Source organism: Pseudomonas sp. A2 (assembly GCF_023100865.1).
Classification (GTDB): Bacteria; Pseudomonadota; Gammaproteobacteria; order Pseudomonadales; family Pseudomonadaceae; genus Aquipseudomonas; species Aquipseudomonas asiatica.
In genome coordinates this window covers 1,400,364-1,424,393 of the sequence record NZ_CP039127.1, presented here as the reverse complement: position 1 = coordinate 1,424,393, position 24,030 = coordinate 1,400,364, and the positions used below count along the sequence as shown (strand labels likewise).

Genomic DNA, 24,030 nt, shown 5'->3' with positions numbered 1-24,030 from the left:
CGCAGCATGCGAGGCCAGATCATCAACAACCCGCGCCTGGAGTTTCTCGCCCCGGTGCTGGAGCGATGGGGCGACTGTATCGACCGCTTCAACCAGTTTGCCGGCGATGCCGAAGCCCCTTACTGGCATGGCGCCGCCGCCAATACCGGGCTGCTTGCCGCAGCGGCCTGGCAAGCCGAACTGGCGGCGCTGCAGCAGTTTGCCGGCAAGAAGCAGCGCGACGAAGGTGAACACGAAGGGCGCTGCGACCTGTCGATCAGCAGTGCCGATGAAGCGCTGTACCTCAGTGTCAGTCAGCGCTGGCCAAGAATCGCGAGGCTGGACATGGCCGACGCCCTGCAGCAGACCGCTGCCCTGGCGCGCCAGGTGGCCTACCCCAGCCAGTTGAAAGCTGGTGCGCTGTTCATCAGCCCGTGGAAGGCTGGCCAGCATGCCAGCCCCGAGGAACTGCAGGACCTGGTCGACGATCTGCAGAAACATACCGCCTGTGCCATCGCCTGGTACTTCCCGTATGCCTACCGCAAGTTGCACAACGAGCTGGGGCAGTATTTCCCGGGGGTGGCGTTGCTGCTCAAGCAGGCTTGAAGCACTTCGGTTCGGGCCGGGCGACGTGGCTTCTATGGGAGCGGGCGTGCCCGCGAAGAATCCAACGCTGTGGCTGGCACCGGCTGCGCCGGTGTTCGCGGGCGCGCCCGCTCCCACAGAGCCCCTGCTAAACCTTTCAGTTATATGCGGCTCCGGTTTTGCTGTCTGTGTATTTCGAGTCCTCGGCGGTCATTCGAGGCTCTTGTCGTAGTGAACGACCACCAGCCGCGGCTAAACAGTATGGTGGCAGCTGTTCGTGGGTTAGCCGACCGGGACGTCAGGCACCCGGCGCACCCGCAGGTGCCCCACACACAGCCGCCATAAGGCGTCAATGCCGATTACTCGGTATTGCTCAACTGCGGTGTCTGACGATTTCGGGCGGCTAACCCGGTCATTGAAGGTCAACGACATGCCGAGACTAGAGGCCGCATTTGGCACGCGCAACGGAGAATAGGTGTTAAGAGTATCTTTGGGAAACGGCCTACAAGAAAGGTGTTAAATCTGATTCTTGGTCTCGCCCCGACGCCACCTTTGCAACAGCAGCGCATCTCACTGGCACATTGAGTCACCACCAGACCTGCATGCTCTTGCTCTTGCTCTTGCCCTTGCTCTTGCTCTTGCCCTTGCTCTTGCTCTTGCCCTTGCCCTTGCCCTTGCCCTTGCCCTTGCCCTTGCCCTTGCCCTTGCTCTTGCTCTTGCTCTTGCTCTTGATCTTGATCTTGATCTTGATCTTCGCGACTTCAGGAGGCCGAGCAGAGGTCTTGCGGAGGGAGGTGACGGGCATGGATGCCCGTCAAGCGCTGAGGCCCCATGGATGGGGCCTGCAGCGCGTACTCCCGGGAGCAAGACCGGCGCGAGGGAACCCCGTAGCGTAGCGGAGGGGCCGGATGATGGGAGCGCAGCGTTTTTTGGTTACTTTTTGTCGCGTTTGACAAAAAGTGACTCGCCGTAAGGGCGAAAAGGTGAGTATGCGTCGCCATCGTAAATGGACTATGCGCGCGATCAAGACCAGTACTTTTTCAGCTCTTCGCTCTTCGCTCTTCGCTTTCAAGCGTGGGCATCAACAACAAGGTCAACATTCATTTTCGAAGGTGGCGCTTAATCACCTTTCCGCCCTTACGGCGGGTCACTTTTTGTCAAACGCGACAAAAAGTAACCAAAAAACGCTGGCTCCCATCATCCGGCCCCTCCGCTTCGCTCCGGGGTCCCCTCGCTACGGGTCTGCTCCCGGGAGTACGCGCTGCAGGCCCCATCCATGGGGCCTCAGCGCTTGACGGGCATCCATGCCCGTCACCTCCCTCCGCAGTCCCTTCGCTCGGCCTCCTGAAGTCGCAATCGGTGGCGCCTGAACTATCGCGCGCTTAGAAGCAAAAGCAACGGCAACGGCAACGGCAACGGCAACGGCAGTTGGAAAGTTGCCGGGAACCTGGCGAATGTCACCGACCTCTCAATTCATAGGCCCTGTTAGGAGGACGCCGCCCCATGAAACACCTGACGCCTTGGTTATTGGCCGCCAGCCTGACTGCCTGCGGCGAAACCGCCCTGCTGAATGTACTCGACGGCAGTGGTCCAACCCCCCAGCTGCCTGCTCCGGTCAAGACAACCCTCCCCACCGTGAATATCGCCCCGGCAGTGGGCTGGCCCAAGGACGCCAAGCCCGAGGCAGCACCAGGCACTCAGGTGAAAGCGTTCGCCAGCGGGCTCGACCACCCTCGCTGGCTATACCTGCTGCCCAACGGCGACGTCCTGGTGGCCGAAACCAATGCCCCGCCCAAGCCCGAAGATGGCAAGGGCCTGCGCGGCTGGGTCATGAAGAAGGTGATGAAGCGGGCAGGCGCAGGCGTACCCAGCGCAAACCGCATTACCCTGCTACGTGATGCCGACCACGACGGCGTGGCTGAAATCCGTACAACCTTCATCGAAGAGCTCAACTCTCCGTTCGGCATGGCGCTGGTCGGCAAGGACCTGTATATCGCCAACACCGACAGGCTGCTGCGCTTTCACTATGAGCCCGGTGCCATGCAAATTCGCAATGAAGGCCAGCCAGTGGTCGAGTTGCCAGGCGGGCCGCTCAACCACCACTGGACCAAGAACGTCATCGCCAGCCCCGATGGCAAGAAGCTTTTCGTGACGGTCGGCTCCAACAGCAACGTAGGCGAAAACGGTATGGACAAGGAACAGGGGCGCGCCGCGATCTGGGAAGTGGACCCCACCAGCGGCCAGCACCGCCTGTTCGCCACCGGCCTGCGCAACCCTAACGGCCTGGCATGGGAGCCACACAGCGGCGCGTTGTGGACGGCAGTCAACGAGCGTGACGAGATCGGTAGCGATCTTGTACCGGACTACATCACTTCCGTGAGGGACGGCGGTTTCTATGGTTGGCCCTACAGCTACTACGGCCGCCACGTGGACGAGCGCGTGCAACCGACAGCGCCTGAAAAAGTAGCCCAGGCACTGGTGCCCGACTACGCCGTGGGCCCACACACGGCATCGCTGGGGCTGGCATTCGCCGAACCGAACGGGCTACCACCGCCCTTCGAACAAGGGGCATTCGTGGGCCAGCACGGGTCGTGGAACCGCAAGCCACACAGTGGCTACAAGGTGATTTTCGTGCCGTTCGACCCATCAGGAAAGCCCTCGGGCAAGCCCGTAGACCTGCTTACCGGTTTTCTGGATGAGCATGGCAAGGCCCAAGGGCGCCCGGTCGGCGTAATCACCGACGGGCGTGGCGGCGTGCTGGTAGCCGATGATGTCGGCAACGTGGTCTGGCGGGTGAGCAAAGCCCCGCCTGTCCTCAGGGGTTCTGCGCCAGATGCCCTTGCGGAATGACGCGCTTGGCCTGTAGGTAAGCCTTGGCCCAGTAGCTGTTGGACAGGTAGTCCAGACGCACCGTGCCACCGCTGGAAGGTGCATGCACGAAGCGCCCTTCCCCGACATAGATGCCCGCATGGCTGACCTGCGAGCCGCCACTGGTGGCGAAGAACACCAGGTCGCCGGACTGCAGAGACTTGGCATCCACGGTTGGCGCGCGCATTACGATCATCTCACGCGTCGAACGCGGCAGGCTTATGCCGGCAGCATCACGATAGACGTACTTGATCAGGCCACTGCAATCGAAACCGGAGTCCGGCGTATTGCCACCCCAGCGATAAGGCGTGCCCACCAGGCCGATGGCACGCATCAGCACGTCATCGGCAATCGGCGAAGGGCTGGGCTGGCTATAGGTTACCTGCGGCTGTACCACAGGGGCCGGCGCAGGCGCACGGCTGGAGCAGGCAGCCAGCAAGGCTGCCAAGGAGAGAAATGCGAAGCGCGCCATCTTTACCATGGCCAGAACATCCTGTCTGAGTCCGCTGGGCCGCAGCCGAAAAGAGTTGAGAAATTAGATTAGACGTTTTCTATAAATGCGCACGGCGGCGAGCTTTTTTTCAAAGCATCGCCGCCGCGGCAGGGTACATCATTTTGCCATCAGTTGCGCGCGATATTGGTGGTCGGCGCCATGGCCAAGGCACGCTTGGCTTCGATGAAGGTCTTGCTCCAGTAGCGGTCACCGAGGCTGTCGATGCGCACGCCACCGCTGCGGCGGCTGCTGGAGTGGATGAACTGGTTGTCACCCAGGTAGATGCCAGCATGGCTGACACGGCCGCGACCATTGGTGCTGAAGAACAGCAGGTCACCTGGCTTGAGCTTGTTGCGGGCCACTTTCGGGGCATCGACGTTGATCATTTCACGCGTGGAACGCGGCAAGGTCACGCCCGCCTCTTCGCGGAACAGATAGCCGATGAAACCACTGCAGTCGAAGCCGGACTTCTCCGAGGTACCGCCGAAGCGGTAGCGGGTGCCGATCAGCGACATGCCGCGCTCGAGAATGCTGTCAGCCAGAGCTGGCAACTGGTATGGCTTGTTGCTGGAGAAAGCCTCCAGGTCATCTTCGGTAGCCAGCTCTTCCGGCTCGCCGAATACCGACGAGGACGAGGCTTTGGCCTTGAACGCCGATTGTGCGGCGATCGGGGAGTGATCCTGGGGCTGCAGCTCTGAATGAGAAGCTGGGCCTTGGGCCGCGCAGCCAAAAAGCAGGGTCACGAGTGCGAGTGGCACGAGGGGTGCGAAGCGCTTCAGCATGGGCACGACCGTGTCTGTAATCCTTTAGAAGGGTGAAACTATGCCCTCTATCATGGCCATTTGCAAATTTTATCGAAAAAGATGTGACTTTTTCGTTTTGCCGCTCTGGCCCAGCGTTTTCGGGGTTACCAGCCCAGGGTTTCTTTGAGGAAAGGGATGGTGAGCTTGCGCTGTGCCTGCAACGAGGCCTGATCGAGGCGTTCCAGCAGGTCGAACAACGCGCTCATGCTGCGTGCGCCGCGGGTGAGGATGAAGTGGCCGACTTCGTCGGTAAGGTGCAGGCCGCGGCGCGAAGCACGCAGTTGCAGGGCACGCAGCTTGTCTTCATCGGACAGGCCACGCATCTGGAACACCAGGGCCAGGGTCAGCCGCGACTTCAGGTCCGGCAGCTTGATCGGCAGTTCGCGCGGCGATGCCGAGGCGGCCAGCAGCAGGCGCCGGCCGCTGTCACGCAGGCGGTTGAACAGGTGGAACATGGCCTCTTCCCAGTCAGCCTTGCCGGCGATCACGTGCAGGTCGTCGATGCATACCAGTTCGTACTGGGCCAGGTAGTCGAGCAGCTCTACGCCACGATCGAGCAATTGCGCCAGCGGCAGGTAGACGGCTGGTTCGCCGCGTTGCTGAAAGCGGTGGGTGGCGGCCTGTAGCAGGTGGGTCCGGCCAACACCCTGCTTGCCCCACAGGTAGATAAGGCTCTCGGTCCAGCCGGCGTCGGCTTCGCATAGCCGCTCGACGTAGCCCAATGCCGCAGCATTGGCGCCCGGATAGTAGTTGATGAAGGTGGCGTCATCGCGCAGGCGCACACCCAGGGGCAACTGGATCGGTGGTTTCATGCTCGCGGGCGGTCGACAGGACCGCAGGGGGCCTTTGGTGAACAATGTGCAAAGTCTATACCCGCAGCGCGGGGCGCACAATCACGGCAGCAGATAGCACAAGTAAAATCAACGAGTTGCGCTTTTTTTGGCTGTTTTGGGGCTGCTTTGCAGCCCCAATTTTCTTAACTGGCCGGCATTAAGGCGGCCCCGGGGTCACAACTCCGGGTCGATATCCCCGGCATACATGTCCGATTCCTTGTACAAGTCATGCACATGCCGCAGCAGCACCATGATCACCGCCGCCACCGGCAGCGCCAGCAACACCCCGGTAAAGCCGAACAGCTCACCGCCGGCCAGGATCGCGAAAATCACCGCAACCGGGTGCAGGCCAATGCGGTCACCGACCAGCAGCGGGGTCAGCACCATGCCTTCCAGCGCCTGGCCGACCATGAACACTGCGACGATACCCAGCATCGGGTACAGGTCGCCGCCAAACTGGAACAGGCCAGCCACCAAGGCCGCGCCGATCCCGATGATGAAACCCATGTACGGCACGATGGCAGCCAACCCGGCGAGCATGCCGATCAGTAGCCCCAGTTCCAGCCCCACCAGCATCAGCCCGGCCGAATAGATGATGCCCAAGGCCACCATCACCATCAATTGCCCGCGCACGAACGCCCCCAGCACCTCATGGCATTCGCCTGCAAGGCCCATCACTTGCGGCTCACGCTGGCGCGGCAGCAGGCCACGCAGCTTGGCCATCATCAAGTCCCAGTCGCGCAGCAGATAGAAACCCACCACCGGGATCAGCACCATGTTGGCCAGCCAGGCCATCAGCGCCAGGCTCGAGGCAGTGGCATGGGACAGCAGCACACCGACGATATCGGTGGTCTGGCCCATGTGCGAGCCGATGGCGGCCTTGATCTTGTCGAACTTCCAGAAGCCGTCAGCCAGGCCCAGGCGGCTCTGCACCCAGGGCAGCGCCACGTGCTCGAGCCAGTCGAGCATCTGCGGCGCCAGTTCGTACAGGCGCACCAGCTGCTTGGCCAGCAGCGGCACCAGAACCAGCAGCAAGGCCAGCAACAGCAAGGTGAACAGGCCGAACACCACCACTACGCCCCAGGTGCGCGACAGCCCCAGGCGCTCCAGGCGGTCGACCAGCGGGTCGGCCAGATAGGCCAGCAGCACGCCGACCAGGAACGGGGTAAGAATGTTGTGCAGGCTGTAAAGCAGCACGGCGACCAGCAGGGCAACGCCCAGCCAGATCCAACGACGTACGTCGGTCACGGTGTGCTCCCCTTACCAGCGAAAACGCAAACCGTCGAACGGCTTGGGTGCTGGCTGGGCCGGCACTGGTTGCCCAGCGCCGGCAGCGTCTGCCGGAGCTGGAGGGGGCTGCACAGCGGGCGCCTGCTCTACCGGTACTTCCTGCAGCTTGGCCAGGCCAAGCTGGGCGCGCAGCTGTTCGCGGTTGGCGGTCACACCGTAGGTCAGGGTGCTGCCTTCGGCCATCTGCAGGCGCGGGCCAAAGGGTTCGAGCACGCGGGCCAGCTCGGCGTAGCGCTGCAGGTTCATCCCCTGCACTTGCAACTGCAACTGGCTGCTGGCGCCCGGGCGGGTGACGTAGCGCGGCGCCAGGCTGCTGCTGAGCGCCAGCATCACGGCGTCGGCCAGTGCTGCCGGGTCGGCACCTTCGGCAGTGCCATGTTCACGCTGGTCGCCCAGCCAAAGCTGCCATTTGCCCTGCCATTTGCCGTCGGCTTCCCGGGCATGCACCGCCAGCAAGGCATCGGCGCCGTAGCGCCCTGAGGCTTCGCGCAGCGCCGCAGGGTCACTGCCTTCGATCTGCTCGGCATTGGCCACCAGTTGCTCCTGCAAGTCGGCCAGCGGCAGGCGCAACGGCAGGCCACGGTGCTGGGCGGCACGACGCAGGGGCTGGGCGCTGGCCTGGCCATCACCTACCAGGTTGCTGCCTTCGACACTGTCGTTCAGCCACCAGCCGAGAATCGAGGGCCGGTTGCTGCCCCACAATGCCAGGCCGGCCTTGCGCAAGGCCCGTTCGGTACTGCCAGGGTCGAACTCGACCAACACCGACTCGGGTGGCCCGGCTTCGCTGGCGACCTGGTTGATGATTTGCTGCGGGTCCTTGCGCAAAGCGGCCAATGCCGGGCTTTGCGCCGCCTTGGGGTCGCCGGTCAGGCGCGTTACCAGGGTATCGAGAGCCTGGATGGTAGCCGCGGCACGGGCTTCGGCGCCCTGCCCTGTGACCGGCTCGCGCACCTGGTAAAGGCCGGAGACATTTTCAGCCTGGGCACTGGCCGAGATCAGGGCCAGGCAACCGACTGCCAGAATATTGAAGAGACGCATGGAGGATTCCTGTCCATTTACCGCAATGCCTATACCTTATACACGGGGGCGAAAGGTAACCAGTCGCGAGGATGAAAGATTGGTTGCGGAGATTGCCTGGGAAATGTGATGGGTCTGACAGGTGTTCGCCGCAACAGGTTCAGCGCCTGCGTGTGCATGACGCAACCCTTGTGGCGCCTGCGAGATCGAGCGCCGCCCGCGCGGCGCTTCGCAGCACAAGGCTGCTCCTACATTTGTTTCGGGCCAGTTATTCCTGGGGCAGACGCGCACGGGCCCTTGGTGTCCACCTCGATATCGTGCCGGACAAACAAGGCGGTCGCGTGCACTGGCACAGGCGTTACTGGCCCGAAACAAATGTAGGAGCAGCCTTGTGCTGCGAAGCGCCGCGCGGGCGGCGCTCGATCTAACAGGCGCCACACCTCTCGTGGCGAACACCCCCAACTTTTTACCTATTTTCATGCCCTGCCCGTCGGCCTGAGGATGGCCGCTGCCCGGCAACCCTGATAAAATCGCGCGCCTTCACAGACCACTGACGTTTCAGGCAGCCGCCGCTTACCAGCCGGCCTTGGCCGTCATGGTCGTTTTTAAGAATCCCTCCCTCCTAAAGGCCTGGATCAATGAGCAAGCAACCCTCCCTGAGCTACAAGGACGCCGGTGTAGACATCGACGCCGGCGAAGCACTGGTCGAACGCATCAAGGGCGTGGCAAAACGCACCGCACGCCCTGAAGTCATGGGTGGCCTGGGCGGCTTCGGCGCCCTCTGCGAGATCCCGGCCGGCTACAAGCAGCCGGTGCTGGTCTCCGGCACCGACGGCGTCGGCACCAAGCTGCGCCTGGCACTGAACCTGAACAAGCACGACAGCATCGGCCAGGACCTGGTCGCCATGTGCGTCAACGACCTGGTCGTGTGCGGCGCCGAGCCGCTGTTCTTCCTCGACTACTATGCCACCGGCAAACTGAACGTCGACGTGGCCGCCACCGTGGTCACCGGCATCGGTGCCGGTTGCGAACTGGCCGGCTGCTCGCTGGTCGGTGGTGAAACCGCCGAAATGCCTGGCATGTACGAAGGCGAAGACTACGACCTGGCCGGCTTCTGCGTCGGCGTGGTGGAAAAGGCCGAGATCATCGACGGCTCCAAGGTTGCCACCGGCGACGCACTGATCGCCCTGCCGTCCTCGGGACCGCACTCCAACGGCTACTCGCTGATCCGCAAGATCCTCGAAGTGTCCGCCACCGACATCGAGAACACCCAGCTGGACGGCAAGCCGCTGACCGACCTGCTGATGGCGCCGACCCGCATCTACGTCAAGCCGCTGCTGCAACTGATCAAGAACACCGGCGCGGTCAAGGCCATGGCCCACATCACCGGTGGCGGCCTGCTGGACAACATCCCGCGAGTACTGCCGGCCAACGCCCAGGCGGTCATCGACGTGGCCAGCTGGCAGCGCCCGGCGGTGTTCGACTTCCTGCAGGAAAAAGGCAACGTCGACGAGCATGAAATGCACCGCGTGCTGAACTGCGGCGTCGGCATGGTCATCTGCGTGGCCCAGGACCAGGTAGAAGCAGCCCTGAACGAACTGCGCGCCGCTGGCGAGCAGCCATGGGTGATCGGCCACATCGCCGAAGCCGCCGAAGGCGCTGCCCAGGTCGAGCTGCAAAACCTCAAGGCACACTGATGCCAAGCAAGACCTGCAATGTAGTGGTACTGCTGTCGGGCTCCGGCAGCAACCTGCAAGCCCTGATCGACAGCTGCCAAGGCCAGGACAGCCCGGTACGCATCCGTGCAGTGGTTTCCAACCGCGCCGATGCCTACGGCCTGCAACGCGCCGCGGCGGCCGGCATCGACAGCGTCGTGCTCGAGCACACCCAGTTCGACGGCCGTGAAGCCTTCGATGCCGCGCTGATGGCGCGCATCGACGGTTTCGCCCCCGACCTGGTGGTGCTGGCCGGTTTCATGCGCATCCTCAGTGGCGACTTCGTGCGCCACTACCAGGGCCGCCTGCTCAACATCCACCCGTCGCTGCTGCCCAAGTACAAGGGCCTGCATACCCACCGTCGGGCGCTGGAGGCAGGCGACGCCGAGCACGGCTGCAGCGTACACTTCGTGACTGAGGAACTCGATGGCGGCCCTCTGGTCGTACAGGCTGTGGTACCGGTGGTGCCTGACGATACCGTCGAAAGCCTGGCCCAGCGGGTACACCGCCAGGAACACCTGATTTACCCGCTGGCGGTGCGCTGGTTCGCAGAAGGGCGCTTGCGCCTTGGCGAACAGGGTGCATTACTGGATGGCCAGCCCCTGGCGGCCAGCGGTCACTTGATTCGATCCTAGGAGAATTTATGCGTCGCGCCCTGCTCTTGGCTCTCGCCGTGCTCGCCCTGCCCCTCCAGGCAGCTGATCTGAAGCCTTTCTCGGCCAGCTATACCGCAGACTGGAAGCAACTGCCCATGAGCGGCACCGCCGAGCGCAGCCTGGTCAAGAATGCCAACGGTACCTGGGACCTTAATTTCAAGGCTTCCATGATGATCGCCAGCCTGACCGAGCAAAGCACCCTGCGCATGGACAACGACACCCTGCTGCCACAGAAGTACCACTTCGAGCGTGGTGGCCTGGGCAAGGCCAAGAAGGTTGACCTGACTTTCGACTGGAACAGCAAAAAGGTCACCGGCAGCGACCGTGGCGATGCCATCAACCTGCCGCTGAACCGTGGTGTGCTGGACAAGTCGTCCTACCAGTTGGCCCTGCAACATGACTTGGCCGCCGGCAAGAAGAGCATGACCTACCAGGTGGTCGATGGTGACGAGATCGACACCTACGACTTCCGCGTGCTGGGCACCGAAAAGGTCACTACCAAGACTGGCCAGGTCGATGCGGTGAAGGTCGAGCGCGTGCGCGACCCAAGCCAGAGCAAGCGCATCACCGAGCTGTGGTTCGCCAAGAACTGGGACTACCTGCTGGTGCAACTGCGCCAGGTCGAGACCGATGGCAAGGAATACGTGATCGTGCTGCAGGATGGCACGGTCGATGGCAAGCCGGTGAAGGGCAACTGAGCCAGCGCTGCCAGCAGCACCCGAAGCCCCGCCTTGTGCGGGGCTTTTTTCTGCCTGCCTTGCACCGACGCCTGTAGGAGCGGCCTTGTGTCGCGATGGGGCGCGCAGCGGCCCCGGCAATCTTGCGTTGAGGCAAAGATCCTGGGGCCGCTGCGCGCCCCATCGCGACACAAGGCCGCTCCTACAAAAGCGCACCTGCCGGCCCAAAGGCTGATCATGAAACTTGTTTCATGCCGGTTTTATTTACTTAGCCTGCTAACAAACCCTATAAAGAGGTTGTGCGACACAGTGTCGCAGCCAACTGAAGCAGTGGAGTTTAACGATGACAGTCCAAGTAACCGAACGCGACGAATCGAAAATGTCCCACGAAGGCCTGGCCGCTGGTGTGCGGATCTGGGATGTGCACCAACAGGGCCAACTGGTGGGGATGTTCCACAACGAACATGAAGCGCATCAGTACCGCACAGAGCTGGAAAACCTGGAAAACCAGCGCGCCACGCAATGACCCATCTTCAAATGAAAAACCCCGCCAAGGCGGGGTTTTTCGTAGTTACCACATCAGATCATCAGGGATCTTGTAGGCTGCGTACGGGTCGTCCTCGTCCGCTTCCTCGACATGGGTGTTCAGCAGCAGGACACGGCCAGGGTCGCGCTCCTGGATCTTCAATGCCGCCTCACGAGGGATCACCTCATAGCCGCCGGCAAACGACACCACGGCCAGCGCACCATTGCTCAGCTTGGTCCGCATCAGGGCATTGACGGCAATGCGCTTGACCTTCTTGTCGTCGACGAAGTTGTAGTAGTCCTCGGTGCTCAGCTTCGGCAGGCGAGTCGCTTCGATCAACTGCTTGATCTGCGCGGCGCGGGCCTTCTGCTCGGCTTTTTCCTGCTGCTGGCGGTTCAGTTCCTGGTCACGCTTGGCTTTCTCGGCCATGGCTTCCTTGGCCATGCGCTGCTGGCTGTCGTCCACCTCGACCTGGCCTTTGTGCTCCAGGCGTTTCTGTTTCTTCTCGGCCTTGTTGGCCTGGGAAACCTGTTTCTGGTTGACCAGACCGGCTTTGAGCAGTTGGTCGCGAAGGGAAAGGCTCATGAATGTTCACTCACTTATGCAACAGCTCAGCCGCAGCTGGGCAGGTTCTTTTCCTGACGTTTGGCTTCACCCCAAAGGGCGTCCAGTTCATCAAGGTTACAATCTTCGATGGGGCGGCCACTGTCGCGCAATGCCTGTTCGATGAAGCGGAAACGCCGCTCGAACTTGCGATTGGCACGGCGCAGGGCGTGTTCCGGGTCATGCTTGAGGTGGCGGGCCAGGTTGACGGCGGCAAACAACAGGTCGCCGATTTCATCCTCGAGCGCATCGGCATCGCCGTCGGCCATGGCCTGCAGTACTTCGTCCAGCTCTTCGCGCACCTTGTCCAGCACCGGCAATGCCGCAGGCCAGTCGAAACCGACCGTGGCCGCGCGCTTTTGCAGTTTGGCTGCCCGCGACAACGCCGGCAATGCCGCTGGTACGTCGTCGAGCAACGACAGCTGTTCGGGCTGGCTCTTTTCCGCGCGCTCTTCAGCCTTGATTTCTTCCCAGCGTGACTTGACCTGGGCCTCGTCCAGGCTGGGGGTGTCCACCGGCGCATACAGCTCGCCGGTGGGGAATACATGCGGGTGACGGCGAATGAGCTTGCGGGTGATGCTGTCGACCACGCCGTCGAACTCGAAACGCCCCTCCTCGCGGGCCAGCTGGCTGTAGTAGACCACCTGGAACAGCAGGTCGCCCAGCTCACCTTGCAGGTGCTCGAAGTCGCCACGCTCGATGGTATCGGCAACCTCGTAGGCCTCTTCGATGGTGTGCGGGACGATGCTCGCGTAGTTCTGCTTCAGGTCCCACGGGCAGCCGTACTGCGGGTCGCGCAGGCGGGCCATGAGGTGCAGCAGGTCTTCGAGGGTGTAGGTCATTCAGGCAGGTCCTTCGGTGGTGGCTTCTTCGCGGGCTTGCCCGCTCCCACAGGATGCATGCAGGTTTCGAAATCTGCATCTTGCCTGTGGGAGCGGGCAAGCCCGCGAAGCAGGCACCGCGGTCTCAAGGTGTACGATTACGCCGCGTCTCGATGATGTTGGGCAACTGCGAGATCCGCCCCAGCAGGCGCCCCAGCGCATCCAGGCCTGGAATCTCGATGGTCAGCGACATCAGCGCGGTGTTGTCTTCCTTGTTCGAGCGGGTGTTCACCGCAAGCACGTTGATCTTTTCGTTCAGCAGCACTTGCGACACATCGCGCAGCAAGCCCGGGCGGTCGTAGGCACGGATGACGATGTCGACCGGGTAGGTCTGCACCGGGATCGGCCCCCAGCTTACCTGGATCATGCGCTCCGGTTCCTTGCCCGCCAACTGCAGCACCGAAGCGCAGTCCTGGCGGTGGATGCTCACACCGCGGCCCTGAGTGATGTAGCCGACGATGGCGTCGCCCGGCAGCGGCTGGCAGCAACCGGCCATCTGCGTCAGCAGGTTGCCGACACCCTGGATCTGGATGTCGCCACGCTTGCCGGTACGCGGCCCGGTAGGCTTGCGCGGTACCAGTTCGATCTGCTCGATGCGCTCGGGCTCAAGCAGTTGCTGGGCGGCGTTGACCAGGTGCGCCAGGCGCAGGTCGCCGGCACCGAGCGAGGCGAACATGTCCTCGGCGGTCTTGACGTTGGTCTTCTCGGCCAGGCGCTCGAAATCCACCTGGGGCAGGCCCAGGCGGCTGAGCTCGCGTTCGAGCAAGGTCTTGCCGGCAGCGACGTTCTGGTCGCGGGCCTGCAGCTTGAACCAGTGCACGATTTTAGCCCGTGCCCGCGAGGTAGTGACGTAGCCCAGGTTGGAGTTCAACCAGTCACGGCTGGGATTGCCGTGCTTGCTGGTGATGATCTCGACCTGCTCGCCGGTCTGCAGGCTGTAGTTGAGCGGCACGATGCGCCCGTTGATCTTGGCGCCGCGGCAGTTGTGGCCGATTTCGGTGTGCACGCGGTAGGCGAAGTCCAGCGGCGTGGCACCCTTTGGCAAGTCGATGGCGTGGCCGTCCGGGGTGAACACATAGACCCGGTCCGGCTCGATGTCGACCCGCAGCTGCTCGGCCAGGCCACCGATGTCGCCCAGCTCTTCGTGCCACTCCAGCACTTGGCGCAGCCAGGAGATCTTCTCTTCGTAATGGTTGGAGCTGGACTTGACGTCGGTGCCCTTGTAGCGCCAGTGGGCACATACCCCAAGCTCGGCTTCCTCGTGCATGCCGTGGGTACGGATCTGCACTTCCAGCACCTTGCCCTCGGGGCCGATCACCGCAGTGTGCAGCGAGCGATAGCCGTTCTCCTTGGGGTTGGCGATGTAATCGTCGAACTCCTTGGGGATATGCCGCCACAGGGTATGCACGATGCCCAACGCGGTGTAGCAGTCGCGAATTTCCGGCACCAGCACGCGTACCGCGCGCACGTCGTAGATCTGGCTGAATTCCAGGCCTTTGCGCTGCATCTTGCGCCAGATCGAATAGATATGTTTCGCCCGGCCGCTGATGTCGGCCTTGACGCCAGTGGCCAGCAGCTCGTTCTGCAGCTGGTTCATAACCTCGCTGATGAACCGCTCGCGGTCCAACCGGCGCTCGTGCAGCAGCTTGGCGATCTGTTTGTACTGGTCGGGTTCGAGGTAGCGGAAGGAAAGGTCTTCCAACTCCCACTTGATGTGGCCGATACCCAGGCGGTGCGCCAGCGGCGCATAGATATCGAACACCTCGCGCGCGACACGCAGGCGTTTCTCGTCGTCGGCGGCCTTGACCGCACGGATCGCGCAGGTGCGCTCGGCCAGCTTGATCAGCGCCACGCGCACGTCGTCGACCATGGCCACGAGCATCTTGCGCAGGTTCTCGACCTGCGCCTGCGAGCCCAGCACCAGCGATTGGCGCGGGCTGAGGCTGGCGCTGATGGCGGCCATGCGCAGCACACCGTCGATCAGCTTGGACACTACCGGGCCAAAGCGCTGGCTGACCTCGGCCAGCGTCACCTTGCCCTCGCGCACCGAGCGGTAGATGACCGCCGCCACCAGGGAATCCTGGTCGAGCTTGAGGTCGGCTAGGATTTCCGCGATCTCAAGGCCCGCCTGGAAGCTGGACGTACCGTCCGCCCAGGAATGCTTGGCCGGGTTGCCCTTTTTCTCGACTTCATGGGCAAACTCGCAGGCCTCTTTCAGCGCTGCGCGATCCAGTGCCGAATCGACGCTTACCACATGGTCCAACCATGCTTCGAGATTGATACTGCCGTCGGTGTTGACCGGCTGGTGCACTCTCACCTGTACCATCTTTGTTTTACCTTTCCATACAGCACACCACACGGGTGCGCTGGCGATCACCGTGCGGCCACCATTCCATGAAAGCCGCACCAAGGGGCCAGTCAGCTAGCCCGCTTCGAATAACGCCATGGCCTCGACATGCGCCGTCTGAGGAAACATGTCGAGAATCCCGGCCCTTTTTAACCGGTACCCCTGGCCGACCAGCACCTGCGCGTCTCGCGCCAGCGTGGCCGGGTTGCACGATACATAGACCAGCCTTCTGGCCTTGAGGCGGGCGATGCCTTGCACCACCTCGAAAGCACCGTCGCGCGGTGGATCCAAGAGTACCGCAGAAAAGCCCTCGGCGGCCCATCCGGCACCCGCCAAAGGCTGCGATAAATCGGCCTGAAAAAACCGTGCGTTATGCACATTGTTGTTCCGGGCATTGGTCGCGGCCCGATCGACCATGGCCTGCACTCCTTCCACTGCCACTACCTCGCGCGCCTGCCGGGCCAGTGGCAGGGCGAAGTTGCCCAGGCCGCAGAACAGGTCCAGCACGCGCTCGTCGGCCTGCGGTGCGAGCCAGGCCAGCGCCTGCTCTATCATCGCCGTGTTGACCTGGGCATTCACCTGTACGAAGTCACCTGGGCGCCAGGCCAGTTCCAACTGCCAGGGCGCCAGGGCAAAGCCCAGCTGCGCGGCCGGGTCCACTGGCGCCGGCTCCCCTTCGCCCTGCAGCCACAACTGGGCATTGGCCTGTTCGCAGAACGCCTGCAGCCTGGCCAGGTCTTCGGCGGGCAACGGCGCGACATGGCGCACCAGCAGCGCCTCGGCAGTACCGCTGAACAGTTCCACATGGCCCAGCGCCTGCGGCTTGCTCAGCGAGCGCAGCACGGTCGGTAAATGGCGCAGAATCGACTGCAAGGGCTGTACCAGCACCGCGCAATCGTCGATGGCAATGATGTCCTGGCTGGCTTCGGCACGGAAGCCGACCTCCAGCTGACGCGCCTTGGCGTCCCAGCGCACGGCCACGCGGGCGCGGCGCCGGTAGCCGAACTCCGGCCCACTCAGCGGTGCGGCCCATTCCTCGGGCTGCACGCCGGCCACCCGCTGCAGCTGCTCTGCCAGGGTGCGCTGCTTGAGCGCCAGTTGCGCTTCGTGCGGCAGGTGCTGCAGGTTGCAGCCTCCGCAACGCTCGTAATACCGGCACGGTGCCTGACGGCGTTCGGGGCTGGCCTGCAGCAGGCGCTCCAGGCGGGCCTCGACCACTTTGCCACGGGCATTGAGCACCCGCGCCTCGACGGCCTCACCGGCCAGGGCGCCGCTGACGAACCAGGTGCGCCCTTCGTGGAAGGCGATGCCCCGGCCGTCACCGGCCAGGCGCTCGATTTCCAGGCGCTGCTTCTTGCCCACCGGGACCTGGGGGCTGCGGTTGCCGCCGGCCGGCTGGAAGCGCAGGCCGCTGTTGCTTTTCTTCTTGGACATTTAGCTCGGGTCGAACAGGCCGGTGGACAGGTAACGGTCGCCGCGGTCGCAGATGATCGCGACCATCGTGGCATTTTCCACCTCGCGGGACAGGCGCAGCATGGCCGCGACTGCACCACCGGAAGACACGCCGCAGAAAATGCCCTCTTCACGGGCAAGGCGGCGGGTGGTTTCCTCGGCTTCCTGCTGCGACATGTCGACCACGCGGTCGACACGGCTGGCGTCGAAGATTTTCGGCAGGTATTCCTCGGGCCAGCGGCGGATGCCCGGAATTGCCGAGCCTTCCATTGGTTGCAGGCCAATGATCTGCACCGCCGGGTTTTGTTCCTTGAGGTACTGCGAGCAGCCCATGATGGTACCGGTGGTACCCATGGAGCTGACGAAATGGGTGATGGTGCCCTGGGTCTGCTGCCAGATCTCGGGGCCGGTGCTGTTGTAGTGGGCGATGGGGTTGTCGCCGTTGGCGAACTGGTCCAGCACCAGGCCGCGGCCTTCGGCCTGCAGCTTCTCGGCCAGGTCACGGGCGCCCTCCATACCCTCTTCCTTGGTCACCAGGATCAGCTCGGCGCCGTAGGCGGTCATGGCGGCTTTGCGCTCGGCGGTGGAATTGTCGGGCATGATCAGGATCATCTTGTAGCCCTTGATCGCCGCAGCCATCGCCAGGGCGATGCCGGTGTTGCCGGAGGTGGCTTCGATCAGGGTATCGCCGGGCTTGATCTGGCCGCGCAGTTCGGCACGGGTGATCATCGACAATGCCGGGCGGTCCTTCACCGAGCCGGCGGGATTGTTACCTTCGAGCTTGAGCAGGAGGGTGTTGCTGGTTTCGCCAGCGATACGCTGCAGGCGAACCAGGGGCGTATTGCCGACGCAATCGGCGATGGTTGGGTACTGCAAGGTCATGGCGTATTTCACAATCCGGACGGCAGGGGTGCCTATCATACCGGCAAACCCTTCCCGGCCATATCACGCAATCTGTGATGAATATAGCTACAAGCTATATCGATAGCCTGTTCCGGCCCTTTCGCGGGTGAACCCGCTCCCACAGGGACTCCACTAGCCTCAAGAGTAGTGATGAACCTGTGGGAGCGGGTTCACCCGCGAAGGGGCCGGGACATGTATTGGCAAGCGCATCCACAACCGCAGCCCGCGTTTGCCATTCTGCGCCCACAAGGTACCACCCTGACGCTGGATGGCACTGCGGGCGATGCTCAGCCCCAGGCCGAAACCACCATCCCCGGGCCGCGAACCGTCCAGCCGTGAGAACGGTGCAAAGATCCGCTCCAGGTCTTCTTCAGCCACGCCACCGCCTTCGTCTTCCAGCCACAACCGCCAATACCCGCCTTCACGCTGCCCACCGAGGCGCACCACACCCTCGGCCGGCGAGTGACGAATGGCATTGCGCAACATGTTCTCCAGCGCCTGGGCCAGGTAGTTCAGGTTGCCCTGCACCCAGCAGTCCGCCGGCACTTCGCAGCGCAGCCGCGCCGGTGCCCAGCCGCTTTCATAACTGGCATTCTCGGCCAGCAGCTCCCACAGCGCCTGCACCTCGATCGGCTCAAGGTTCATTGGCGCACGTTCGGCGTCCTGCCAGGCCAGTTGCAGGGTATCCTCGACCAGCTGCTGCATGCAGTCCACCTCCCGTGTCAGGCGTTCACGCAGGCGCTGCAGGTCGGTTTCACCATCGCAGGCCACCCGCAGCCGGCTGAGTGGCGTACGCATTTCGTGAGACAGATCACGCAGCAACTGCTGCTGCATGGCTACCGTGCCCTGCAGCCGCTCGGCCATCTGGTCGAAGGCACGGGCCAGTTCACCCAGCTCGTCATGCCGGGCGATGGTGCGTGAGTCGAGGCGAGCCGACAACTGGTCGGCGCGCCAGGCATTGGCCTGCTCGCGCAATTGGTTCAACGGCACGATCAGCATGCGATAAAGGCCAACACATAACAGCAGGGTGAACAGACCCGGGATGATGCCGTTGGTGACGATACGCCACAGCATCCGGTACTGGCCGGGGTTGAAGCGCTGCGGCAGTTCGATCACCAACATGCCCTGCTCCGGTGCCCCCGGGAACGGTATGCGCAACCACGGCTGGTCGACACTGCGCCGGCTCATCGGCCAGTCGACACCGCGCAGGCGGGTCAACCGCTGCATGATCTGCGGGTCGGGGCTGGCGCTGTCGAGCGGCCGCAGGTTCAGGTCGAGCACGCCAACCCAGCCGCGTTCGCGCTGGTGCATCGCCGCCACCCAGCGGTCCAGCCCTGCCCGCCCACCACTGCGCCATGCCTGCTCGGCCTCGGCGGCATAGCCACGCAAAGCCTGCCGCGCCGGCTCCGAAAGGAAGGCGTTCTGGGTCTCCATGTGCCGACCCCAGGTGTAACTGAGGCCGATCATCAGCAGGCAGAAGCCCACCAGCAGGATCGCCAGCTTCCAGAACAGCGAATGGCGGTCGAGCATGGGTTACTCCGCCTCGCTGGCGCTGAGCACGTAGCCCTTGCCCCACACTGTACGGATCTGCCGTTCGTGATAGCCGATGCCCTTGAGCTTGCGGCGTATCTGGCTGACGTGCATGTCCAGGCTGCGGTCATGCCGCGAATAGCCTCGCTGCAGTACTTGCTGGTAAAGGAACGGCTTGCTCAGGACTTCGTCGAGGTTGCGGTTGAGAATGTCGAGCAGGCGGTATTCGCTGGGTGTCAGGCCGGCCAGGCGGCCATCCAGGCGCACGTCGCACAGCGCCTCGTCATATTGCAACTCGCCACTGCCTTCCTGCACCTGCGGGGCTTGATGGCGCCGCTCGAGGGCCACACGGCGCAGGATAGCCTCGATGCGCACCCGCAGCTCTGCCATGCTGAACGGCTTGGGCAGGTAGTCGTCGGCACCACGCTGGAAGCCGCTGATGCGGTCGGCTTCGGCACCTAGCGCCGACATCAGGATCACCGGCGTGGCGCTGCGCTTGCGCAACTGCGCCAGGGCATCCAGGCCGTTTAGCCCGGGCAGCAGGATGTCCATGAGCACCACGTCGAAAGCATGGCGTCCCGCCGTTTCAAGGCCCTCCAGGCCGTTGCGGCACCAAGTCACCTGGAAGCCGCCGCGCTGCAGCTCTTCGTGCAGATAGGCACCGAGGACCGGATCATCCTCGATGGCGAGGATATTGGAGTTGTGAATAGCTACAGGATTCATTGGCAACTGCCATGCATTCTCAATTGGGCGATTATTGAGTATCCAGCGCCTGCCAGGCAACCGCCCTGCGACCAATGCCGCTGCAAGGGCACAAAACACGTACTAAAGAGGTGCAATAGCACGGCAGGCGGAGTAACTTCCCGGCTTGGCCGTCATCGCTTGACGGTGTCCAGGCACATGACAGGAGGCGAGTGTGCTCGATCGCTTGGGAATTCGCAGCCGGGTCCTGCTGCTGGCCCTGCTGCCGGCCGGCCTGATGGCATTGGTGCTGGGTAGTTACTTCACCTGGCTGCAACAGAACGACCTGCGCACCCAGCTGCTGCAACGCGGCAAGATGATCGCCGAGCAGCTGGCGCCGTTGGCCGCGCCCGCCATGGCCAAGCTGGCACCGGCACAACTTGAGCGCATTGCCGCACAAACACTGGAGCAGGCCGATGTGCGCGCAGTCGCCTTCCTGGCCCCGGACCGCACGCGCCTGGCCCATGCCGGCCCGAGCATGCTCAACCAGCCGCCCAGCGGCGGCACCGGCACCCAGCTGCTGCAACGCAGTGGCAATGACGCCACCCGCTATCTGATGCCAGTGTTCGGCCACCACCGCGACCTGGCCACCGATGCCGTGCCGACCGAAGCCGAACGCCTGCTGGGCTGGGTCGAGATCGAGCTGTCCCACGACGGCACCCTGCTGCGCGGCTACCGCAACCTGTTCACCAGCCTGTTGCTGATTCTCGCCTGTCTGGTGCTCAGCGGCCTGCTGGCACTGCGCATGAGCCGCACCATCAACGACCCGATCAAGCGCATCAAGCATGCGGTCAACCAGCTCAAGGACGGCCACCTCGAGGAGCGCCTGCCGGCCATGGGCAGCCACGAGCTTGACGAGCTGGCGCGCGGCATCAACCGTATGGCCGAAACCTTGCACAACGCCCACGAAGAGCTGCAGCACAGCATCGACCAGGCCACCGAGGACGTACGCCAGAACCTGGAAACCATCGAGATCCAGAACATCGAGCTGGACATGGCGCGCAAGGAAGCCTTGGAGGCCAGCCGCATCAAGTCGGAATTCCTGGCCAACATGAGCCACGAAATCCGCACCCCGCTCAACGGCATCCTCGGTTTCACCCACCTGCTGCAAAAAAGCGAGCTGACACCGCGCCAGCTGGACTACCTGAGCACCATCGAGAAGTCTGCCGACAACCTGCTCGGGATCATCAACGAGATCCTCGACTTCTCCAAGATCGAGGCCGGCAAGCTGGTGCTCGACAGCATCCCCTTCAACCTGCGCGACCTGATCCAGGACACCCTGACCATCCTCGCCCCGGCCGCCCACGCCAAGCAGCTGGAACTGCTCAGCCTGATCTACCGCGATACTCCGTCGTCGCTGATCGGCGACCCGTTGCGGCTCAAGCAGATCCTTACCAACTTGGTCAGCAACGCAATCAAGTTCACCCGCGAGGGCACCATCGTCGTACGCGCCATGCTCGAAGATGAGCACGAGGACAGTGCGCAGCTGCGCATCAGCGTGCAGGACACCGGCATCGGCTTGTCGCCGCAGGATGTGCGTACGCTGTTCCAGGCCTTCAGCCAGGCCGACAACTCGCTGGCCCGCCAGCCTGGCGGCACCGGCCTGGGGCTGGTAATTTCCAAGCGCCTGATCGAGCAGATGGGCGGCGAAATCGGCGTCGACAGCACCCCGGGCGAGGGTTCGCAGTTCTGGATCAGCCTCAACCTGCCCAAGGCCCACGATGGTGTCGAGGAGCTGCCGCTGCAACCGCTGCTGGGCCGCCGCGCAGCCATCGTCGATGGCCACGAACTGGCGCGCCAGGCGTTGGAGCACCAGCTGGAAGACTGCGGCCTCAGCGTCAGCCTGTTCGCCTCCTTCGACCAACTGCTGCAGGGCGTGCAAGCCGCCAGCCAGGCCGGCCTGCCGTTCGAGTTCGCCGTGCTCGGGGCCAACCTTGGCAACCTGTCGCCCGAGCAGCTGGGCCATTACCATCAGCAGCTCGAGCGCTACCATTGCCAGTGCGTGGTGCTGTGCCCGACCACCGAGCAGGCGCTGTACCACCCGTACCTTCCCAACGGCCATGGCCAGTTGCTGTCCAAGCCGACCTGCACGCGCAAACTGCGCCGCCTGTTGCTGGAACTGGTGCAACCGCGCCGCCCGCAGGGCGAGGTGAACAGCATCAACGGCCAGCGCCAGCCGAAGATCCTCTGCGTCGACGACAACCCCGCCAACCTGCTGCTGGTGCAGACCCTGCTCGAAGACCTGGGCGCCGAGGTGCTGGCCGTCGACAACGGCTATGCGGCAGTACAGGCGGTACAGAACGAACCGTTCGACCTGGTGCTGATGGACGTGCAGATGCCCGGCATGGACGGCCGCGCCTGCACCGAGCAGATCCGCCTGTGGGAAAACACCCAAAGCGGCGACCCGCTGCCGATCGTCGCCCTCACCGCCCACGCCATGGCCAACGAGAAACGCGCGTTGCTGCATGGAGGCATGGACGACTACCTGACCAAGCCAATCAGCGAACGGCAGCTGGCCCAGGTGGTAATGAAATGGACCGGCCTGAGCCTGGGTGCGCCAGAGCAGGAACGCCTGGCCGAGCAACTGGCCAACGGTGATGACCTGAAGGTGCTGGACCCTGAGGAAGGCCTGCGCCTGGCCGCCGGCAAAGCGGACCTGGCGGCCGATATGCTGAGCATGCTGCTGGGCTCGCTGGAAGCCGACCGCGAAGCCATACGCGCCGCCCGCGAGGCCGACGACCGCAACCGCCTGATCGAACAGGTGCACCGCCTGAACGGCGCCTCGCGTTATTGCGGCGTGCCGCAGTTGCGGGCCGCGTGCCAGCGCAGCGAAACCTTGCTCAAGCAGGAAAACCCGCTGGCACAGCTGGCACTGGACGAACTGGATGCGGCAATCAACCGCCTGGCGGCGCAGGCCAGATTGAGCGCCTGAAGCCCGAGCACATTACTTGTAGGAGCAGCCTTGTGCTGCGAAGAGGCCGGTGCAGGCGGCCATTAATGTATCGCCTGTGCTGGCCTCTTCGCAGCACAAGGCTGCTCCTACAAAGAATGTACCTGGCCGGCACGGATCAATATCGGGCAAACATCGCTGGCTACAATCCCCAGACCACTGCAAAGGAAGCCCCACCATGCGCGCCCTGTTGTTCAGCAGCCAGCACTACGACCAGGAAAGCTTCACCCGTGCCGCCAGCGGCACCACACTGGACCTGCACTTCCAGCCTGCCCGCCTGACCCTCGACACCGCTACCCTGGCCGATGGCTACGAGGTGGTCTGCGCCTTCATCAATGACGAGCTCGACGCCCAGGTACTGCAGCGCCTGGCCGCGGGCGGCACGCGCCTGGTCGCCCTGCGCTCGGCCGGCTACAACCATGTCGACCTGGCCGCCGCCCAGCGCCTGGGCCTGACCGTAGTGCGAGTGCCGGCCTACTCGCCGCACGCCGTTGCCGAACACGCAGTGGCGCTGATCCTGGCCCTGAACCGGCGCCTGCACCGGGCCTACAACCGCACCCGCGAGGGTGACTTCACCCTGCACGGGCTTACCGGCTTCGACCTGCACGACAAGACCGTCGGCGTGGTCGGTACCGGCCAGATCGGCACCGCCTTTGCCCGCATCATGTCCGGTTTCGGCTGCCAGTTGCTGGCCTATGACCCTTACCCCAACCCCGAGCTGCTGGCCTTGGGCGCGCGCTACCTGCCATTGCCCGAGTTGCTGCGTGAAGCCCGCGTCATAAGCCTGCACTGCCCGCTGACCGAGCACACCCGGCACCTTATCAATGCACAAAGCCTGGCCCAGTTGCAGCCCGGCGCCATGCTGATCAACACCGGCCGCGGCGCGCTGGTCGACACCCCGGCGCTGATCGACGCGCTGAAGAGCGGTCAGCTCGGCTACCTGGGCCTGGACGTCTACGAAGAAGAAGCCCAGCTGTTCTTCGAGGACCGCTCCGACCTGCCGCTGCAGGACGACGTGCTGGCCCGTCTGCTGACCTTCCCCAACGTGATCATCACTGCCCACCAGGCGTTCCTTACCCGCGAGGCACTGGATGCCATCGCCGCGACCACGCTGGACAACATCAACCGCTGGGCGGCAGGCAATCCACAGAATCTGGTGATGGGTTAGTGCTAGGATACGC

21 protein-coding genes are annotated in these 24,030 nt (G+C 63.6%); 8 read left to right on the top strand and 13 right to left on the bottom strand.

The genetic code is table 11. The annotated features are described in order from the left end of the window. Positions 1-6: 6 nt before the first annotated feature. On the top strand, positions 7-585 hold the full coding sequence (locus E5221_RS06665) for a hypothetical protein (protein WP_025338022.1): 579 nt from the start codon (positions 7-9) through the stop codon (positions 583-585). 565 nt (positions 586-1,150) lie between these two features. On the opposite strand, the gene E5221_RS06660 is transcribed toward E5221_RS06665, so the two are convergent. Then, on the bottom strand, positions 1,151-1,369 hold the full coding sequence (locus E5221_RS06660) for a hypothetical protein (RefSeq protein ID WP_247847024.1): 219 nt from the start codon (positions 1,367-1,369) through the stop codon (positions 1,151-1,153). A 698-nt stretch (positions 1,370-2,067) separates the two neighbouring features. On the opposite strand from E5221_RS06660, the gene E5221_RS06655 reads away from it, so the two are divergent. Beyond that, positions 2,068-3,414: a sorbosone dehydrogenase family protein gene (locus E5221_RS06655; RefSeq protein WP_061551290.1), complete on the top strand. Its 1,347-nt coding sequence runs from the start codon at positions 2,068-2,070 to the stop codon at positions 3,412-3,414. Here E5221_RS06655 and E5221_RS06650 read toward each other — a convergent pair. From E5221_RS06650 to E5221_RS06630, 5 genes are all read right to left on the bottom strand, one after another. After that, positions 3,380-3,913: a C40 family peptidase gene (locus E5221_RS06650; RefSeq protein WP_013971371.1), complete on the bottom strand. Its 534-nt coding sequence runs from the start codon at positions 3,911-3,913 to the stop codon at positions 3,380-3,382. The two genes, E5221_RS06655 and E5221_RS06650, sit on opposite strands and share 35 nt — an antisense overlap. A 140-nt stretch (positions 3,914-4,053) precedes the next feature. Continuing rightward, positions 4,054-4,707 carry an NlpC/P60 family protein gene (locus E5221_RS06645; RefSeq protein ID WP_061551291.1) on the bottom strand — a complete coding sequence of 218 codons (654 nt, stop codon included), beginning with the start codon at positions 4,705-4,707 and terminating at the stop codon, positions 4,054-4,056. A 125-nt stretch (positions 4,708-4,832) separates the two neighbouring features. Beyond that, positions 4,833-5,540: a DnaA regulatory inactivator Hda gene (gene hda, locus E5221_RS06640; RefSeq protein ID WP_015269238.1), complete on the bottom strand. Its 708-nt coding sequence runs from the start codon at positions 5,538-5,540 to the stop codon at positions 4,833-4,835. A gap of 195 nt (positions 5,541-5,735) precedes the next feature. After that, positions 5,736-6,809, bottom strand: coding sequence for an AI-2E family transporter (locus E5221_RS06635; RefSeq protein WP_054573073.1), 1,074 nt, complete (start codon positions 6,807-6,809; stop codon positions 5,736-5,738). A gap of 12 nt (positions 6,810-6,821) precedes the next feature. Further along, a complete protein-coding gene (locus tag E5221_RS06630) occupies positions 6,822-7,889 on the bottom strand; it encodes a DUF2066 domain-containing protein (RefSeq protein WP_247847023.1) in 1,068 nt (355 codons plus the stop codon). Between the two features lie 617 nt (positions 7,890-8,506). On the opposite strand from E5221_RS06630, the gene purM reads away from it, so the two are divergent. From purM to E5221_RS06610, 4 genes are all read left to right on the top strand, one after another. After that, positions 8,507-9,565: a phosphoribosylformylglycinamidine cyclo-ligase gene (gene purM / locus E5221_RS06625; RefSeq protein ID WP_013971366.1), complete on the top strand. Its 1,059-nt coding sequence runs from the start codon at positions 8,507-8,509 to the stop codon at positions 9,563-9,565. Then, positions 9,565-10,218 carry a phosphoribosylglycinamide formyltransferase gene (gene purN, locus E5221_RS06620; RefSeq protein WP_039615069.1) on the top strand — a complete coding sequence of 218 codons (654 nt, stop codon included), beginning with the start codon at positions 9,565-9,567 and terminating at the stop codon, positions 10,216-10,218. The genes purM and purN overlap by 1 nt, the downstream gene beginning before the upstream one ends. 8 nt (positions 10,219-10,226) lie before the next feature. Next, on the top strand, positions 10,227-10,937 hold the full coding sequence (locus E5221_RS06615; RefSeq protein WP_023662920.1) for a DUF3108 domain-containing protein: 711 nt from the start codon (positions 10,227-10,229) through the stop codon (positions 10,935-10,937). 322 nt (positions 10,938-11,259) lie between these two features. Continuing rightward, a complete protein-coding gene (locus E5221_RS06610) occupies positions 11,260-11,442 on the top strand; it encodes a hypothetical protein (protein WP_003257734.1) in 183 nt (60 codons plus the stop codon). Positions 11,443-11,487: 45 nt separating this feature from the next. Here E5221_RS06610 and E5221_RS06605 read toward each other — a convergent pair whose 3' ends face one another. From E5221_RS06605 to E5221_RS06575, 7 genes are all read right to left on the bottom strand, one after another. Continuing rightward, positions 11,488-12,027, bottom strand: a complete 540-nt coding sequence (locus tag E5221_RS06605) for a DUF2058 domain-containing protein (protein WP_013971362.1) — start codon at positions 12,025-12,027, stop codon at positions 11,488-11,490. A 26-nt stretch (positions 12,028-12,053) separates the two neighbouring features. Beyond that, on the bottom strand, positions 12,054-12,887 hold the full coding sequence (mazG, locus tag E5221_RS06600; protein ID WP_015269232.1) for a nucleoside triphosphate pyrophosphohydrolase: 834 nt from the start codon (positions 12,885-12,887) through the stop codon (positions 12,054-12,056). Positions 12,888-13,011: 124 nt separating this feature from the next. After that, entirely contained in the window at positions 13,012-15,252 is a 2,241-nt protein-coding gene (gene relA / locus E5221_RS06595; protein ID WP_015269231.1) for a GTP diphosphokinase, read from the bottom strand. Positions 15,253-15,348: 96 nt separating this feature from the next. Continuing rightward, a complete protein-coding gene (gene rlmD / locus E5221_RS06590) occupies positions 15,349-16,707 on the bottom strand; it encodes a 23S rRNA (uracil(1939)-C(5))-methyltransferase RlmD (protein ID WP_247847022.1) in 1,359 nt (452 codons plus the stop codon). Beyond that, positions 16,708-17,607, bottom strand: a complete 900-nt coding sequence (gene cysM, locus E5221_RS06585; protein WP_023662461.1) for a cysteine synthase CysM — start codon at positions 17,605-17,607, stop codon at positions 16,708-16,710. 159 nt (positions 17,608-17,766) lie between these two features. Next, positions 17,767-19,158 (bottom strand): sensor histidine kinase, encoded by a 1,392-nt coding sequence (locus E5221_RS06580; protein ID WP_247847021.1) that lies wholly within the window; start codon positions 19,156-19,158, stop codon positions 17,767-17,769. A gap of 3 nt (positions 19,159-19,161) precedes the next feature. Then, on the bottom strand, positions 19,162-19,881 hold the full coding sequence (locus tag E5221_RS06575) for a response regulator transcription factor (protein WP_123084259.1): 720 nt from the start codon (positions 19,879-19,881) through the stop codon (positions 19,162-19,164). Between the two features lie 193 nt (positions 19,882-20,074). Between E5221_RS06575 and E5221_RS06570 the strand changes: the two genes are divergently transcribed. Both E5221_RS06570 and E5221_RS06565 read left to right on the top strand, forming a co-directional pair. Then, a complete protein-coding gene (locus E5221_RS06570; RefSeq protein WP_061551297.1) occupies positions 20,075-22,831 on the top strand; it encodes a response regulator in 2,757 nt (918 codons plus the stop codon). A 196-nt stretch (positions 22,832-23,027) separates the two neighbouring features. Further along, the gene (locus tag E5221_RS06565; protein ID WP_061551298.1) at positions 23,028-24,017 is read left to right on the top strand and encodes a 2-hydroxyacid dehydrogenase; all 990 of its coding nucleotides are present in this window, start codon (positions 23,028-23,030) and stop codon (positions 24,015-24,017) included. The last annotated feature ends 13 nt before the right edge of the window (positions 24,018-24,030 follow it).

What these genes read in the sequence shown, in the direction of transcription:
- mazG (WP_015269232.1), bottom strand. Translation starts at nt 12,887, where the DNA reads ATGACCTACACCCTCGAAGACCTGCTGCACCTCATGGCCCGCCTGCGC.
- E5221_RS06665 (WP_025338022.1), top strand. Translation starts at nt 7, where the DNA reads ATGCGAGGCCAGATCATCAACAACCCGCGCCTGGAGTTTCTCGCCCCG.
- E5221_RS06655 (WP_061551290.1), top strand. Translation starts at nt 2,068, where the DNA reads ATGAAACACCTGACGCCTTGGTTATTGGCCGCCAGCCTGACTGCCTGC.
- E5221_RS06580 (WP_247847021.1), bottom strand. Translation starts at nt 19,158, where the DNA reads ATGCTCGACCGCCATTCGCTGTTCTGGAAGCTGGCGATCCTGCTGGTG.
- purM (WP_013971366.1), top strand. Translation starts at nt 8,507, where the DNA reads ATGAGCAAGCAACCCTCCCTGAGCTACAAGGACGCCGGTGTAGACATC.
- E5221_RS06645 (WP_061551291.1), bottom strand. Translation starts at nt 4,707, where the DNA reads ATGCTGAAGCGCTTCGCACCCCTCGTGCCACTCGCACTCGTGACCCTG.
- E5221_RS06605 (WP_013971362.1), bottom strand. Translation starts at nt 12,027, where the DNA reads ATGAGCCTTTCCCTTCGCGACCAACTGCTCAAAGCCGGTCTGGTCAAC.
- E5221_RS06615 (WP_023662920.1), top strand. Translation starts at nt 10,227, where the DNA reads ATGCGTCGCGCCCTGCTCTTGGCTCTCGCCGTGCTCGCCCTGCCCCTC.
- rlmD (WP_247847022.1), bottom strand. Translation starts at nt 16,707, where the DNA reads ATGTCCAAGAAGAAAAGCAACAGCGGCCTGCGCTTCCAGCCGGCCGGC.
- E5221_RS06575 (WP_123084259.1), bottom strand. Translation starts at nt 19,881, where the DNA reads ATGAATCCTGTAGCTATTCACAACTCCAATATCCTCGCCATCGAGGAT.
- E5221_RS06660 (WP_247847024.1), bottom strand. Translation starts at nt 1,369, where the DNA reads ATGCCCGTCACCTCCCTCCGCAAGACCTCTGCTCGGCCTCCTGAAGTC.
- E5221_RS06630 (WP_247847023.1), bottom strand. Translation starts at nt 7,889, where the DNA reads ATGCGTCTCTTCAATATTCTGGCAGTCGGTTGCCTGGCCCTGATCTCG.
- hda (WP_015269238.1), bottom strand. Translation starts at nt 5,540, where the DNA reads ATGAAACCACCGATCCAGTTGCCCCTGGGTGTGCGCCTGCGCGATGAC.
- cysM (WP_023662461.1), bottom strand. Translation starts at nt 17,607, where the DNA reads ATGACCTTGCAGTACCCAACCATCGCCGATTGCGTCGGCAATACGCCC.
- E5221_RS06565 (WP_061551298.1), top strand. Translation starts at nt 23,028, where the DNA reads ATGCGCGCCCTGTTGTTCAGCAGCCAGCACTACGACCAGGAAAGCTTC.
- purN (WP_039615069.1), top strand. Translation starts at nt 9,565, where the DNA reads ATGCCAAGCAAGACCTGCAATGTAGTGGTACTGCTGTCGGGCTCCGGC.
- E5221_RS06650 (WP_013971371.1), bottom strand. Translation starts at nt 3,913, where the DNA reads ATGGTAAAGATGGCGCGCTTCGCATTTCTCTCCTTGGCAGCCTTGCTG.
- E5221_RS06610 (WP_003257734.1), top strand. Translation starts at nt 11,260, where the DNA reads ATGACAGTCCAAGTAACCGAACGCGACGAATCGAAAATGTCCCACGAA.
- relA (WP_015269231.1), bottom strand. Translation starts at nt 15,252, where the DNA reads ATGGTACAGGTGAGAGTGCACCAGCCGGTCAACACCGACGGCAGTATC.